The sequence below is a fragment of the Colwellia psychrerythraea genome (assembly GCF_000764225.1).
GTDB classification, from domain to species: domain Bacteria; phylum Pseudomonadota; class Gammaproteobacteria; order Enterobacterales; family Alteromonadaceae; genus Colwellia; species Colwellia psychrerythraea_D.
The window spans coordinates 1-12,803 of the sequence record NZ_JQED01000008.1; the positions used below are offsets into that span (position 1 = coordinate 1).

The window sequence follows — 12,803 nt, forward strand, 5'->3', positions numbered from 1 at the left end:
GCGTTGGTCTTCAACGTGCGCCACTTCAGTAGACACTTTATGGGTATCTAAGCCAATGAAAAGTATGTTATGTTTGTACATGCTAGCCTCCAATTTATATTGTTTAACACATATATTATGGCTCTGGCTTTGCTAACCCACGAATTTGGAGGCTAGCACCTCGTGGGGAGTCATTATGTCTAGGTAACAGTGTTACCCACAATTAGTGGACACCTTCTATAGTTAGATTATGTCTAACATTGAGGTGACACATGACCAAGAAACAAACCCAAGCTTATACTGAAGAATTTCGCAAAGAAGCTGTGCGTAGAGCTGAGCAAAAAGGTAATACCGCAGCCTCTGTTGGTCGAGAACTAGGTATCAGTGCCCAACAAATCTATAACTGGCGTCGTCAGTTTAATCGTCTCTCAGATAAACAATTCAATTCACTTCATGGAGTTGATTATTCGAAAAAAGAAACCGAAGAAGTACGGCAGTTAAAGCGCAAACTGCATGATTTAGAAGAAGAAAATGAGTTTCTAAAAAAGGCTACTGCGTACTTTGCGAAGCACCAAGAGTAAAGTACGCGCTGATTGCTGAGTTCAAGCAGCGTTTTACCATTGTGATGATGTGCCGTGCTTTACGGGTTTCTCGTTCAGGCTTTTACCGTTGGTTAAGTTGTCCTGATAATAGATGGAAGTTAAAACGCCAATTAATAACAGCGAGCGTACTTGATGTTTATGCTACATTTAAAGCGCGTTATGGTGCCCCGCGTATTGCTAAGGAGCTTGCTGCTTTAGGCGTGAGTTGCTCAAAAAATTATGTCGCCAACATCATGCACAGAGAAGGGTTAAGAGCACGTAATGGTAAAGCGTTTAAGTATAGCCATCACAGCTCAGCAATGATTAACGTCGCGGGCAATGTGTTAAAGCGTCAGTTCGCTGTTGATAAGCCTAACCAAAAGTGGGTGACCGATATCACGTATATTTGGGTAAAAGATAGATGGTTGTACTTGGCTACGGTCATGGATTTGTTCTCTCGTAGTATTATTGGCTGGTCGTTGGATTTAACGATGACGGAGAAACTCAATACGGATGCACTGCAGATGGCTTTTATTCGTCGCGATATCGCACCTGGTTTAATTATTCATTCTGATAGAGGCGTGCAGTATCGGGCAGTTAAATACCAAGACTTAATCCGTAGTAAAGGAGGTGTTGTGAGTATGAGCCGTCGTGGTAATTGTTGGGATAATGCAGTGATGGAATCTTTCTATAGTCGCTTGAAAGTAGAGCTTATTTACGCTGAACAATACCGCTCGATTGATGAAGCAAGATCGGGTATATTTGAATACATTGAGGTTTTTTATAACCGTTTACGTAGGCATTCGGCATTGGGCTATGTCAGTCCTGCTGAATATGAGCGCATTTGCGCATAACCAGTGTCTACTTTTTATGGGTAACACCAGTAACCATCTATGGCACAGAGAATGCCGATGAAATTTAGGTATAGCATGGTTAGTGTATTAATGGTCTGGCTATCTATTTTTGTTGCAGCATACCCCGTGTGGGTTATTAGCGAATATCTATCAATATTGTTAAATATTGCTGATGGAGCATCAATTACAGACCAAGCTAATGGTTGGCTTTGGTTTACCCTTCTTATATTAGAATTCTTGATTGTCGTTACAGTCTGTTATGTACTTTGGGCGCTAATCTTTGGCAAATTAAATGGTTGGTCTCCTCAAAAGTCTTTTGGCGTGTTTATCAAATTTAAATACCCAAAGCATTGGTATAAAGCAAAGGTTACCTAACAAGTAGTTTAAAAGGACAATGATCCTCCCTCGATTAAACAGGCTTTTTTGCTTTCAAAGAAGAAGCAGGCGAACGCAGCCATTCCATATATGTCGACTCGTAAACTGTCGGTTTTCTTTACATCAGAACAAATTATTACTAAGAATAGTTCACGGAAGCACGCTTTTACTGGGGTGGTATCGTATATGCATGTTTTTATAGGCAATCTAAATAATACGATGAAAGGGAGTAATACAAAATGATGCATATATTGAAATATACAATTGCGGCCACAGTTCTTTTCGCGTCAAGTTGGGCAAATTCCACATTAATCGGTGACGATATCCTAATTAGATTCGATGGATGCTGCGGTGGACCGACAGAAGATATAGTGACAGTGGGTGCTGGCTTTGAGATTTCTGATGGTGATGGGTCGAACTTCGAAGCGACCACTGCTGGTACAGCTGTGACCAGTATCGACGTGGATGCTTCGTCCGTCACTTTCATGATGCATTTAAGTTACAACCTCGATAATCAGTTCTTCACCTTCTCGGATCTAGACTGGGTAGGCGGGGGTGGATTCATCACCGATGCAGTCCTCTCGATCTCTGAGATAGGCACAATCGACCAGTCCGATATATCTTTCGGTGCCGATTGGTTCAGCATTGAGGTTGGCCTGCAAACACCGGAAAACTACAGCCCAGACCGGATGGTTAGGATCGATTTGGTTACCTCACACGATGTACCTGAACCTGTCAGCCTTGTGTTATTTGGCCTTGGGCTCGCTGGCCTTGGATTGTCAAAACGTAAAAAAGCGTAAAGCATGACTAGTGAATAGCCCTCAACGGAGGGCTTTTTATTGCTCTAGGGTTGATATGAGTTATGGTCCTTTATTGAGCAGCTGTCAGTACTCGTTCTCAAATATTAGTGTGTTCCCCTTAGTATTAACTTTGAACTGTGACAAAAGTCATTATTCATAGAAGCACCTCTCTGGTGTTTTGTTTTTTAGGTCTTGTATTTAATTTAGCAGTGATAATATGGCATTGTTGTTGCGTTAATCCCTCCATTGATGTTCTTTTTTTTAAATTTTCCTAACATTTTATTTATGAGTTTATTGGTACGTTTATTGGTTGATTTCATTGTTCTGTCATTGAAGTGATCTTTTAAGGTGCAGCCAGTTTTTCGCGTTTTTACTTCAATTGGGCGTTCAGCGATATTTCGCTTATCAGCAAGTCTGCCGCTGCTGTTATTTTGAGCAACTTCGTCGGGCTTGTGTCCTTCATTGCGCTTTACTCGGCCGATATGAGCCACCTTGGTGCTAACAAGTGTTACGTTTAAATTCTCGAAATATGGTGCTTTTCCATGGCTTTGGCAATATGGATAGAACTTAATCCTTGCCTTTTAAGGGCGACTATCATATATCTATCACCTTCGGTGAGTTGTTGATATGTAGTAGTTTTTTAATTTGTGGTAGGAGCAAAAAACTAAAACTATCGCAACTCAACGTTTAACCAACATTACTTAGCCGTTTATTCGGCGTTAGTTTTCTTTCTAATACCGAGATTAATTAAATGACTAGTGCAGTTGAAATAGTGCAAAAACAACTTGAAGCATATAACAACAAAGATGTTCAAGCCTGGCTTAGTACATATGCTAAAGATGCAATTCAGTACTCTATGGAAGGTGAGGTTCTAGCTTCAGGACACAATGAAATGAAGCAGAATATAGTGATTCGATTCAAAGAGAAGGAGTTATTTGCCGAGCTGAAAAACAGAATAGTTTGTGAGGATATGATCATTGACCTCGAATTAATTACTCGGAACTTTCCAGAAGGAAAAGGTACTATTGAAATGTTATGTATTTATCACGTTGAAAATGATCTAATCAAAAAAGGGCAATTCAAAGTGTTTAATAAAGTCGTTTTCGGTGCTGACGAAAGCTAACAAAAATTTAAAGCGGGACTGGGTAATTCTCCCGCTTTAGTGGACACCTGCTCATATTACAGAGGAGGCTACTATATTTAAAAATATATCCTAATGCACATGAGTTTTCATGGGTGATCAAATCGGGTTATGCCACTTAACTAAGCGACAACGCGAGTGCAATAGTCAGCTTAATACCGAGAACAGTCTGTGGAACCTTAACCACGAGAGTAAGATGATACTAGTTGATTTGTAGAAAATTAACGTTCGCCATTCTTTATTTCCGATAAAGTCGTTAATATTACCTTAACTTTTAATTAATAAATTATGTTCGATGATAACGCTTAGAGACTTTAAAGAAGAAGATAAAACAGCACTTTTGAATATTTTAAATGAACCCCAAGTAATAAAGTACTTATCATCTAAAATTCCTACACCTTATACTCTTGAGGATGCACATTGGTGGGTTTTTACCGGAAGTAAAATAGGTATTGTGAAAGCGATAGAGTTCAAAGGTGAGTTGATAGGATGTATTGGCGCCGAGAAAGGGTTGTTTGAGTATCAACGTTCTGCTGAATTAGGTTACTGGATTGCAAAAGATTATTGGGGGCAGGGGTTCGCAACGCGAGCGATTAAGCAATTCATTCCTTTTGTATTTGAAACGACAGATATAGTTAGGCTTTTTGCTTCAGTTTTTTCTGGTAATACAGCTTCTGAACGGGTACTTAGTAAATGCGGTTTCCAATTAGAAGTAATACAGCAAAAAGCAATATTTAAAGAGGGTGAGTTCTTTAACAGTCATATGTTTAGTCTTTTGAAAGCGTGATAATTACATGAAGTTGAACTGGAGTTTAAATGAACATTGAAGTATTAGATAAACCAGAACAAGAATTAATTGATTATCTAGATAATAAAATCTCTGAATTTAATTGGGCTAACTGGGAAGTCAGTGAGCGAATCCCTTTAGCTGTACAAATTAAAAATGATCAAGGTGTTGTTATTGCTGGTGCTGCAGCGCGTACATTTGGAAATTGGTTGTTGCTCAATACTTTATGGGTTTCAGACGAATTAAGGGGGCAAAATATTGGCAGTAAAGTTTTAAAAGAAATAGAAGCTGCGGGCAAGAAGCGTGGTTGTATTAAGTGTTTACTGGATACGTTAAATTTTCAAGCAATGCCTTTTTATGAAAAGCGAGGTTATACAACAGAATGGGTCCAACAAGATTACCCTAAAACAGGCTGCAAATACTTTATGGTGAAAGTACTTTAGATGTTTTGAGTGTTAGTAATGGCTGGGCGGGCTATACAATATGCTGCTTTAACTGTGTCAACTTTACTGTTCGACTTCATCTTTATAAAGAAAGAGCTAGCTTTCAATTAAATAACTGAAGTTAATAACTTCACCGATCTGTTTATCCGTGTAAACCTCATCATAGGGGAAAGGAATTATAATAAAAACAATGGATTATTTCATTGCAGTTGATCTGTTTGCTATGTCTTCATCAGTAACTCCTGATCCTAATAATATTACGGTAATGGCGGTTTAATTGGAAAGCGTTGTGCGACTTAATACGCAGACAATATCTTAATACATTTCGATGTAACCTCACTTCCTTTGCCAGTGACGTAAGCGGTGGTGATAGCGCCTTCTTTCAAAATACATATTGCATCAAGTAGGAGAGGAGATTGACTCGTTAATTTGTTTTTTATTAATCGCTTCACTTCTTCTTTGTGCTCCCTGCAATAATGCGAGATATCGCTGTCTTTATCGCTAAACTCTGCAGCCGTATTGATAAAGAAACACCCTCTAAAATCACCTAAACTTGGCTCTTTGCTATTGAACCAGCTTCCTAGAGCATCAAAAAGTCGCTTAATAACCTCTTGATCTGATTCAGCTTCAGATATTTCAGCTTCAAGCCAGGTAATAAAGTTTTCATGCCTTTGTTTCAAAGCAGCTAATACTAAAGCCTCTTTGCCTTCAAAGTGGCCATAAAGAGTTTTTTTGGCAATGCCGGATGTTTTTAATATCTCATTGATACCAACTGAGTTAATACCTTTTGTATAAAAAAGTGCTAGAGCGGTATCAATCAAAAGTGCTCGTTTTTCATTCATCTAATTCTCCTTTGATCTTGATATCAATATTGACAAAAGTAGACCACTTTGTCTACTATACCAGGTAGACAAATTGGTCTACTAATATTGAGGCGTTTATGAATCATTCGTTATTATCTGTTATTGCTGGCCTTGGCGCATCGTTAGCGATAGGTTTATTATCTGTTATGGAGGCTAATTTGAGCGATGTTGCTTTACTTATGGCTCCTTTTGGTGCGACGGCTGTTTTGGTATTTGGCGTGCCAGATAGCCCGCTGGCGCAACCTAAAAATGTAATATTGGGACATTTGATCACTGCGTTTATTGGTGTGGTATTTACACAGTATGTTGGCGTGACACCAATCTCGCTTGCAATAGCAACGGGGCTAGGTGTTACGGCAATGCTATTATCTAAAACTACTCATCCACCTGCAGGGGCTAACCCAATTCTTATTATGTTGTCAGGCCAGAGTTGGGGCTTTTTGATCACACCAGTTTTAATGGGGGCTATGATTATTGTTTTAGTGGGCAAAGCGTTGCGTATGATGCAAAATAAGTTCACCAAGTTAGGCTGCTAATCAAGCTGTTAACTGGTTTTTTACGAGGGTGAGAATTAAAGGGGATTTCAATGGCATATGAAAGAATAATGGGACTTGACGTGATTGATGAGCAAGAATATCAGCAGTATCGTGAAGCAATGATGCCTATATTAAAATCATTTGGTGGTTCATTTGGTTTTGATTTTAAAGTATCAGAAGTTTTGTTATCTAAAACAAGTGATAATATTAATAGAGTGTTCACAATCACTTTTCCTAGTCAAAAACAGATGGAGAGTTTTTTTTCATATCCTGATTATTTGGATGTAAAAAATATGTATTTTGATCGTTCTGTTAAAAGCAATACGATTATATCGTTACATGAAACGACTATTTAGCATGAAAGAGAGTGAAGAATGAATTTTTCTGTTAACAATATTTTCTTTCTGAGTTTATTGTTACTTGGCTTAGGTATAGTTTTTATCATTGCCGAGAACTCATTTTATCAATATGTAGATGATTCAGGTGTTCTTCATGAAAGTTTATTTATGCCATTAGGAGTGCTCAGTTTCTGGATGGGAATTCTATTCTTACTATTTTCTCTGCTACAAAAAATTTGGCAATTGTTAAGTCATCAGTAAATGAACAGATAACATAGGCTAAGCCAAATATCAGTGGAATATGCCATGAAGGGTGATTGGCATACAGACTGATTGTGTAAGGGACTGGTGCTTTTTTATTGAGACAGCGCATAAGGTAGTCGTGTGCTAACATTTATTACGCCTACACTTGAGCGTGATACCTATATTGTCTACAATAACGCACTTTTCATTTACTACAAGTCATCACCATGAACGATACTACTTCGCTACCAGCTTTACCTGATCGCCTCTCTGTTAATCCACGCAGTCCACATCACGTGGAAGAAGTGTTCGAGCACGATATTGGTATTCGATTAAACGGCAAAGAGCGATTTGATGTTGAAGAATACTGTATCAGTGAAGGTTGGGTTAAAATTCCTGCCCACAAAGCTTTGGATCGTCGCGGACAACCTTTGATCACAACCGTTAAAGGAAAAGTTGAAGCGTTTTACCGTTAAGCTATAAAGTCTTCTCACTGTCAAAAAAGCGTGATAACTAGGTCATTTCTTAAATGAGTTTAGTATTATCGAGTAAATGGGCTTAAAGGAATTTAGGCCCTTTATAATTTTTTGATTCAGTCATTTTCTCCCAACACTTTCTTATATATTCCAACCAACCCTATTATTACCCTTTAACTTTACTTAGTAATATAGATTAGGAAAAATTTATGCAATTGTTTATCGGTATTGTATTAGTCGTGATAAGTGTATGCCTATTTATCATAGATATTCCTTTAATAGGCGCAATCTCATTATTTATTGGATTTGGTGTGTTGCGAGGATATCGAAAAGGAAAAGCGTTTTATTTAATTGGTGGGCGGTCAGGAAACGATAGTTGTTGTGGTTAAATCTTATTAAGTAAAATAGGCTGTTAATTATTTTCTAATTATTATGGCGATATATATCACAGGGAGTTTGTCTTGAATATTGTTGAAACAGAAAGATTATCGATTCGTGAAATTACCAAGGAAGATGCACAAGCACTTGCTAGTGTATTAGCTGATCCTATTGTGATGAAATATTCTACGGTAGGAGTACATTCTAAAGCGCAGATTATGAACTATATTGGTAATTGCCAACAGCAATATGAATTACATGGCTATGGACACTGGGCCATATATAATTCCCTTAGTGGTGAATTTGTTGGTGTTTGTGGGCTCAATAAACATGACTTAGATGCTATTGATGTTATACATATTAACTACCGGTTAGCGGCTAACCAACAAGGCAAAGGTTATGCTGTAGAATCTACACTTGGCCTTTTGGGTTTTGCAAAAAACTCTCTAAAAATCGATGTTGTATATGCGCTTATAGAGCCTGAAAACACTAGCTCTGTTAACGTGGTTAATAGAACAGGCTTCGAGTTTGTTAAATCATCTCTCTTTCGCGGATTTAAAATAGACGTGTACCACGTTGTGCTGTAGAGCTTGATGATTATGGGTTCAAGGTGCACCTCCTAATAGACCGTTAATTATTACGTTCACGACAATTCTTAATGCCTTAAATAGGTGAGTTTATCTAATGGAAATAGTATTAATTCGACATGGAAAACCTGCTTCTGCGGACAACCCCGTTGTGAATGCTGCTGAGTATACTAAATGGGTACGTCGCTATAATTTGTCAGATGTCGCTACCAACAGTCGACCTGTCAATAAGGCTGTAAATCAGAAATTATGTTATGCCGTATCAAGCGATTTTAAACGCGCAATACATTCAGCTCATATTTACACCGGTAAACCCCCTGAGATTATATCTGAACTATTTAGAGAAATGGAAATCCCAAGATATAAGTTACCTCTTACACTTAAAGCGATTACATGGGTTTATCTTTGCCGCGTTATTTGGATGTTTGGCTTCAAAGGCCCCTTTGAGTCTTATCGTTTAGCAAAAAATCGAGCTGAATTAGCGGCTGATAAATTGATTGATTTGGCGAGAGTAAAGGACAACGTTGTGCTGTTTGGACATGGTTATTTAAATTTTTATATTCGAAAAGCATTAATGAAAAAAGGATGGCGACTGAAGTCGAAAAGTAATGCATTTTGGGGTGTTACCAGTCTTGAAAGTAAGTAAACCTGTGCAAACAATTCTATTTCATTGAATAACAGAGCATTTAATGCTTATACGAGAATGGAGTCTAGTGTGAACTTAACGAAGAAAAACCTTGATGATGCGGTAAAAGAAAATATCCTTTCTACAGAGCAATCAGAAAATCTCATTGCTTTTTTGAAAAAACAACCTCCAAATGGCCCAAGTTTCGACTTCACTCATATTCTGTATTATCTCGGGGGCATGATAGCAATAGGTGCTATGACGCTTTTTATGAACCTTGGCTGGGAATCCTTTGGTGGCTTAGGTATTGTGTTTATTTCCTTATTGTACGCTGCTATCGGTTTAACACTTACCAATAGCTTTAAAGCCAAAGGATATGATATACCCGCGGGGATCTGTGGAGCCTTTGTTATTGCGTTAACGCCCTTGGCCGTTTATGGATTACAACAAGCATTAGGCTTGTGGCCAGATGAAAGTGTCTACCGAGAGTATCATAGATACATCAAATGGCATTGGTTATATATGGAGATGAGCACTTTAGCTGTGGGTGCAATTTTGGCTTGGAAATACAAATTCCCATTTTTAATGATGCCTATTGCGGTGACACTGTGGTATTTATCAATGGATATTACTGCAATGATTTCTGGTGGAGATAATGATTGGCAGCTTAGAAAACTGGTTTCTATGTATAGCGGATTATTGATGATTGCATTGGCTTTTTGGATTGATATTCGCTCTCGTAACAAAGCTGATTACGCTTTTTGGGTATACTTGTTTGGGGTGCTCGCCTTTTGGATCGGTATGTCGCTGCAATACTCTAACAGTGAATTTGCTAAATTCATTTACTTTAGTATAAATCTGATGATGATTTTTGTTGGGGTACTGCTGGTACGTAGAGTTTTTGTTGTTTTTGGCGCTTTGGGGTGTAGTGGTTATATAGGGCACCTTGCTTTTGATATATTCAAGGATAGTTGGTTATTTCCTATTGTTTTAACCGTGTTGGGGTTGTTGGTTATTTATCTTGGAATACTGTGGCAAAAACACGAACAAAGTATTACCCGCAGAGTTCGACAAATTTTACCTGATGCATTACGTGAATTATTGGAATCAAAGTAAGTGTCTTAGTGGCTAAGTCCCGTTGTTGAGAAATTATATATGAATAATCTGTGTACTTATATTGCGGCAACAAAAGGTGCGGTAAATGCGGTATCTGTGGAATCTACACAATCTTTTGATAAATCATATAAAGATCAAGATATTGTTGTTAGCTGCATTGAGTCAGTTTTTCAATTTTCCAATGGCGTTGTAATTAAATATCTCAGCGAATCGGATTTAACAGATGTTAATGAACAAACTTGCCCTGAATGTTGGATTTCATACGAAGTGATTTCTGAATCAAGTGATAGCAATATATCTCCAAAAAGAAAGACGTTTATAAACCAATGCCAAGAAGACTTTTGGTTGAAAGTTAACAGTAACTTAGTTAATGGCTAACGTAAAATGTGAAGGAATAAGTGTGACAATACATCTTAACTTTAACTTAATGTGAATATTGGTGTTTTTAATTTAAGGTTATTGGGCTAACCTTATGAATAAAATTAACAAAATAGTTAATAACCTTGATATGAGGCAATATGAAAACAGTTAATGTAAAACTTGTTCTGTTGTTGTTAAGTAACTTATTGCTAACTTCTTGCAGCGTGTTGGATACTCAACAACTTCACGATAATACTCGCCACATTAACGTCATAAGTAATTATGAGCAGATAAATGATTGTCAATACATTCGCGAACTAGTCGGGTCAGAAGGGCATTGGTATAGTTTTTTCTTCATTTCTAATACCGAACTCACGCTCGCTAGTATCAATGATTTGAAGAATCAAGCAAGTGATGTTGGCGCTAATACTGTTTATGTAGAGGAACACATGGGTTTTGGCACGTCAGTAACCTTTTTAGGACAAGCATACCTGTGTCCAGCTTTGTAAAATGTCGGTTCATCGTTCGCGATTAAGTACTTTACTTAACTGATTGCCTGAGCGATTGACGGTTGTAGAGTTAAAAAGTGATTGAATTAGCGGTGTAATTGTAAATTTATCTAGAAAATTCAACTGGTTGACGAGTTGTTGTGTGTCAAAATTATTTACACATCTCATCACAATAAAAATAACAATAATTGTCAACGCATTGAAAAATAATTACTTTATATTTATAGCTTGATTTATGCTTAAGCTGGACGAGATAAAATATTACGATAAAACGATAACTTGCCTGTTGCAAAGGTGAGGGATCAAAAGGGAAAATATATGCTAAGTTCAAAAAAAATAATTTCTGCTATTACAACAAGCTTATGTTTGTTTTCAATAACGATTCTTCCTAATGCACACGCAACTTTAATCACAATGTCAGCTGACTCTATTGTGCAAGTATCATTAGACGGTGATAACAATTTGGAAGGAACGGTTAATTCAGGCAGTTTATCAGGAAGTGAAGTTGTTGCTCGTGAGCGACTAAATCAGTCTCAACAAGATAAACGTATTGCATCGTTTCTTCAATTTGATGTAAGTTCACTTACCACAGACCTAGTTAACTCTTCATTCTTTTCTGCGTCTTTTGAAGTCGACTTTGATTCACGTTTGAATAATAAAAATAACTTGAGTGTGATGTTGGGTCAGGTTGGTAGTTCTTGGAATGCATTACCAGGTTCTTTGCCATTATTTGAATTGGCTGGTACATCAACCAATCAAGCAACCTTAGTCAATAACGTAAGAACAGATACTTTCGGAACTTATACGCTGGATGTAACAGATATCGTACGTAGCTGGGTTACTGGCGGATCAGATAATAATGGTTTCGTTGTCTTTGGTGAAGCTGCTGTTTACCAAGGTGCAGGGTTTAATAATATTGGATTAACTGTCGACATTCCTGAGCCGACAACGATTGCTATTTTTGCATTAGGAATGATTGGTTTAACATCACGTCGCTTTAATAAATAACGTAAACATTTAAACAATCTGATTCTAGAAAGCACTGGTCGTATCGATTGGTGCTTTTTTGTTTCTAGTGTTGGGGGTTAAGTTTTGAGCTATTTTGTTTGAAAATAATCTGTAATCAAGTTTATGACTACAGATTTAATAGTGAACTTAACTTTTATTCGTTAACCTATGACGCACCAAGTGTTCTTATAGGTAATTAGGTGCATCTAGTGTTTGCCCATGCATGTTGCCCGTAACTGCAGCAATATAGGCTTTAGCCGTATCGTTTGCAGATAAACCTGATCCTGTGTCCATACCCATCATTGCCATTGTTTCTTTGACAAATACAGGTGCTACAACATTGAATCTTACACTGTCTATTTCTAGCGCTGCAGCTTTAACAAAACTTTCTAATGCACCGTTCGCCATACTTATGACTGAACTACCGTGCATAGGCTCTCTCGATAAAACACCTGAGGTTAATGTAATTGAGCCACCTTTATTTATAGATGATTTCCCTATACGTAGTAAGTTTATCTGTCCCATCAATTTGTTGTTTAGTGCCGTTTGGAAATCTAAGTCTGTTAAGTCATCTAAACCGGAAAATGCCGCGACGCCTGCGGTAGAAATCACTGCATCTACCTGTCCAACGGCTTTAAACATACTGCGGATTGACTCTGGATCCCCTAAGTCAACTTTTACATCACCGTTAGCATAGTTTGCTGAAATAATTTCATGGTGAGCTTTAAGGTTTGCTTCAACGGCTTGTCCAATTGTACCGCTAGCACCTACTATTAAAATTTTCATATCAACCTCCAAAGGGTC

General features: G+C 37.7%; 20 protein-coding genes. 17 read left to right on the forward strand and 3 right to left on the reverse strand.

Translation table 11 applies throughout. The features are described from left to right. Nucleotides 1–251: 251 nt before the first annotated feature. The 4 genes from ND2E_RS15695 to ND2E_RS15680 all read left to right on the forward strand — a co-directional run bounded on the left by ND2E_RS15695 (nucleotide 252) and on the right by ND2E_RS15680 (nucleotide 2,589). Nucleotides 252–560 carry a transposase gene (locus ND2E_RS15695; protein WP_033092918.1) on the forward strand — a complete coding sequence of 103 codons (309 nt, stop codon included), beginning with the start codon at nucleotides 252–254 and terminating at the stop codon, nucleotides 558–560. Nucleotides 561–571: 11 nt separating this feature from the next. Continuing rightward, entirely contained in the window at nucleotides 572–1,414 is an 843-nt protein-coding gene (locus ND2E_RS15690; protein ID WP_223303558.1) for an IS3 family transposase, read from the forward strand. A gap of 75 nt (nucleotides 1,415–1,489) precedes the next feature. Then, complete coding sequence (locus ND2E_RS15685; protein ID WP_033092920.1) at nucleotides 1,490–1,789, forward strand: hypothetical protein; 300 nt, start codon at nucleotides 1,490–1,492, stop codon at nucleotides 1,787–1,789. A 239-nt stretch (nucleotides 1,790–2,028) separates the two neighbouring features. Then, a complete protein-coding gene (locus ND2E_RS15680) occupies nucleotides 2,029–2,589 on the forward strand; it encodes a PEP-CTERM sorting domain-containing protein (RefSeq protein WP_033092921.1) in 561 nt (186 codons plus the stop codon). Between the two features lie 203 nt (nucleotides 2,590–2,792). On the opposite strand, the gene ND2E_RS0121290 is transcribed toward ND2E_RS15680, so the two are convergent. Then, a complete protein-coding gene (locus tag ND2E_RS0121290) occupies nucleotides 2,793–3,080 on the reverse strand; it encodes a hypothetical protein (protein ID WP_033092922.1) in 288 nt (95 codons plus the stop codon). A 260-nt stretch (nucleotides 3,081–3,340) separates the two neighbouring features. Between ND2E_RS0121290 and ND2E_RS15675 the strand changes: the two genes are divergently transcribed. The 3 genes from ND2E_RS15675 to ND2E_RS15665 all read left to right on the forward strand — a co-directional run bounded on the left by ND2E_RS15675 (nucleotide 3,341) and on the right by ND2E_RS15665 (nucleotide 4,960). Continuing rightward, on the forward strand, nucleotides 3,341–3,712 hold the full coding sequence (locus tag ND2E_RS15675; protein ID WP_033092923.1) for a nuclear transport factor 2 family protein: 372 nt from the start codon (nucleotides 3,341–3,343) through the stop codon (nucleotides 3,710–3,712). A gap of 313 nt (nucleotides 3,713–4,025) precedes the next feature. Further along, on the forward strand, nucleotides 4,026–4,517 hold the full coding sequence (locus ND2E_RS15670; protein WP_033092924.1) for a GNAT family N-acetyltransferase: 492 nt from the start codon (nucleotides 4,026–4,028) through the stop codon (nucleotides 4,515–4,517). A 29-nt stretch (nucleotides 4,518–4,546) separates the two neighbouring features. Further along, complete coding sequence (locus ND2E_RS15665; protein ID WP_033092925.1) at nucleotides 4,547–4,960, forward strand: GNAT family N-acetyltransferase; 414 nt, start codon at nucleotides 4,547–4,549, stop codon at nucleotides 4,958–4,960. Nucleotides 4,961–5,256: 296 nt separating this feature from the next. On the opposite strand, the gene ND2E_RS15660 is transcribed toward ND2E_RS15665, so the two are convergent. Then, nucleotides 5,257–5,802: a TetR/AcrR family transcriptional regulator gene (locus tag ND2E_RS15660; RefSeq protein WP_033092926.1), complete on the reverse strand. Its 546-nt coding sequence runs from the start codon at nucleotides 5,800–5,802 to the stop codon at nucleotides 5,257–5,259. Between the two features lie 98 nt (nucleotides 5,803–5,900). Between ND2E_RS15660 and ND2E_RS15655 the strand changes: the two genes are divergently transcribed. From ND2E_RS15655 to ND2E_RS23280, 10 genes are all read left to right on the forward strand, one after another. Continuing rightward, nucleotides 5,901–6,359: an HPP family protein gene (locus ND2E_RS15655; RefSeq protein WP_033092927.1), complete on the forward strand. Its 459-nt coding sequence runs from the start codon at nucleotides 5,901–5,903 to the stop codon at nucleotides 6,357–6,359. 50 nt (nucleotides 6,360–6,409) lie between these two features. Continuing rightward, nucleotides 6,410–6,715 carry a DUF1330 domain-containing protein gene (locus tag ND2E_RS15650; RefSeq protein ID WP_033092928.1) on the forward strand — a complete coding sequence of 102 codons (306 nt, stop codon included), beginning with the start codon at nucleotides 6,410–6,412 and terminating at the stop codon, nucleotides 6,713–6,715. A gap of 18 nt (nucleotides 6,716–6,733) precedes the next feature. Next, nucleotides 6,734–6,958 (forward strand): DUF3955 domain-containing protein, encoded by a 225-nt coding sequence (locus tag ND2E_RS15645; RefSeq protein ID WP_033092929.1) that lies wholly within the window; start codon nucleotides 6,734–6,736, stop codon nucleotides 6,956–6,958. A 209-nt stretch (nucleotides 6,959–7,167) separates the two neighbouring features. Continuing rightward, the gene (locus tag ND2E_RS15640) at nucleotides 7,168–7,416 is read left to right on the forward strand and encodes a DUF3297 family protein (protein ID WP_033092930.1); all 249 of its coding nucleotides are present in this window, start codon (nucleotides 7,168–7,170) and stop codon (nucleotides 7,414–7,416) included. 461 nt (nucleotides 7,417–7,877) lie between these two features. Next, on the forward strand, nucleotides 7,878–8,381 hold the full coding sequence (locus ND2E_RS15630) for a GNAT family N-acetyltransferase (RefSeq protein ID WP_033092932.1): 504 nt from the start codon (nucleotides 7,878–7,880) through the stop codon (nucleotides 8,379–8,381). Between the two features lie 97 nt (nucleotides 8,382–8,478). After that, a complete protein-coding gene (locus tag ND2E_RS15625; protein ID WP_033092933.1) occupies nucleotides 8,479–9,027 on the forward strand; it encodes a histidine phosphatase family protein in 549 nt (182 codons plus the stop codon). A 69-nt stretch (nucleotides 9,028–9,096) separates the two neighbouring features. Continuing rightward, nucleotides 9,097–10,122, forward strand: a complete 1,026-nt coding sequence (locus tag ND2E_RS15620) for a hypothetical protein (protein WP_033092934.1) — start codon at nucleotides 9,097–9,099, stop codon at nucleotides 10,120–10,122. A gap of 39 nt (nucleotides 10,123–10,161) precedes the next feature. Next, entirely contained in the window at nucleotides 10,162–10,500 is a 339-nt protein-coding gene (locus tag ND2E_RS15615; protein ID WP_033092935.1) for a hypothetical protein, read from the forward strand. A gap of 140 nt (nucleotides 10,501–10,640) precedes the next feature. Next, a complete protein-coding gene (locus ND2E_RS15610) occupies nucleotides 10,641–10,991 on the forward strand; it encodes a DUF4156 domain-containing protein (protein WP_033092936.1) in 351 nt (116 codons plus the stop codon). A 318-nt stretch (nucleotides 10,992–11,309) separates the two neighbouring features. Further along, a complete protein-coding gene (locus ND2E_RS23280) occupies nucleotides 11,310–11,999 on the forward strand; it encodes a PEP-CTERM sorting domain-containing protein (protein ID WP_033092937.1) in 690 nt (229 codons plus the stop codon). A 186-nt stretch (nucleotides 12,000–12,185) separates the two neighbouring features. Here the strand turns inward: ND2E_RS23280 and ND2E_RS15600 are convergent, their stop codons facing one another. Beyond that, a complete protein-coding gene (locus ND2E_RS15600) occupies nucleotides 12,186–12,785 on the reverse strand; it encodes a short chain dehydrogenase (RefSeq protein ID WP_033093022.1) in 600 nt (199 codons plus the stop codon). Nucleotides 12,786–12,803: the final 18 nt, after the last annotated feature.

What these genes read in the sequence shown, in the direction of transcription:
- ND2E_RS15680 (WP_033092921.1), top strand. Translation starts at nt 2,029, where the DNA reads ATGATGCATATATTGAAATATACAATTGCGGCCACAGTTCTTTTCGCG.
- ND2E_RS15640 (WP_033092930.1), top strand. Translation starts at nt 7,168, where the DNA reads ATGAACGATACTACTTCGCTACCAGCTTTACCTGATCGCCTCTCTGTT.
- ND2E_RS15650 (WP_033092928.1), top strand. Translation starts at nt 6,410, where the DNA reads ATGGCATATGAAAGAATAATGGGACTTGACGTGATTGATGAGCAAGAA.
- ND2E_RS15610 (WP_033092936.1), top strand. Translation starts at nt 10,641, where the DNA reads ATGAAAACAGTTAATGTAAAACTTGTTCTGTTGTTGTTAAGTAACTTA.
- ND2E_RS15655 (WP_033092927.1), top strand. Translation starts at nt 5,901, where the DNA reads ATGAATCATTCGTTATTATCTGTTATTGCTGGCCTTGGCGCATCGTTA.
- ND2E_RS15665 (WP_033092925.1), top strand. Translation starts at nt 4,547, where the DNA reads ATGAACATTGAAGTATTAGATAAACCAGAACAAGAATTAATTGATTAT.
- ND2E_RS15615 (WP_033092935.1), top strand. Translation starts at nt 10,162, where the DNA reads ATGAATAATCTGTGTACTTATATTGCGGCAACAAAAGGTGCGGTAAAT.
- ND2E_RS15670 (WP_033092924.1), top strand. Translation starts at nt 4,026, where the DNA reads ATGATAACGCTTAGAGACTTTAAAGAAGAAGATAAAACAGCACTTTTG.
- ND2E_RS15675 (WP_033092923.1), top strand. Translation starts at nt 3,341, where the DNA reads ATGACTAGTGCAGTTGAAATAGTGCAAAAACAACTTGAAGCATATAAC.
- ND2E_RS15645 (WP_033092929.1), top strand. Translation starts at nt 6,734, where the DNA reads ATGAATTTTTCTGTTAACAATATTTTCTTTCTGAGTTTATTGTTACTT.
- ND2E_RS15600 (WP_033093022.1), bottom strand. Translation starts at nt 12,785, where the DNA reads ATGAAAATTTTAATAGTAGGTGCTAGCGGTACAATTGGACAAGCCGTT.
- ND2E_RS15660 (WP_033092926.1), bottom strand. Translation starts at nt 5,802, where the DNA reads ATGAATGAAAAACGAGCACTTTTGATTGATACCGCTCTAGCACTTTTT.
- ND2E_RS15685 (WP_033092920.1), top strand. Translation starts at nt 1,490, where the DNA reads ATGGTTAGTGTATTAATGGTCTGGCTATCTATTTTTGTTGCAGCATAC.
- ND2E_RS15695 (WP_033092918.1), top strand. Translation starts at nt 252, where the DNA reads ATGACCAAGAAACAAACCCAAGCTTATACTGAAGAATTTCGCAAAGAA.
- ND2E_RS15625 (WP_033092933.1), top strand. Translation starts at nt 8,479, where the DNA reads ATGGAAATAGTATTAATTCGACATGGAAAACCTGCTTCTGCGGACAAC.
- ND2E_RS23280 (WP_033092937.1), top strand. Translation starts at nt 11,310, where the DNA reads ATGCTAAGTTCAAAAAAAATAATTTCTGCTATTACAACAAGCTTATGT.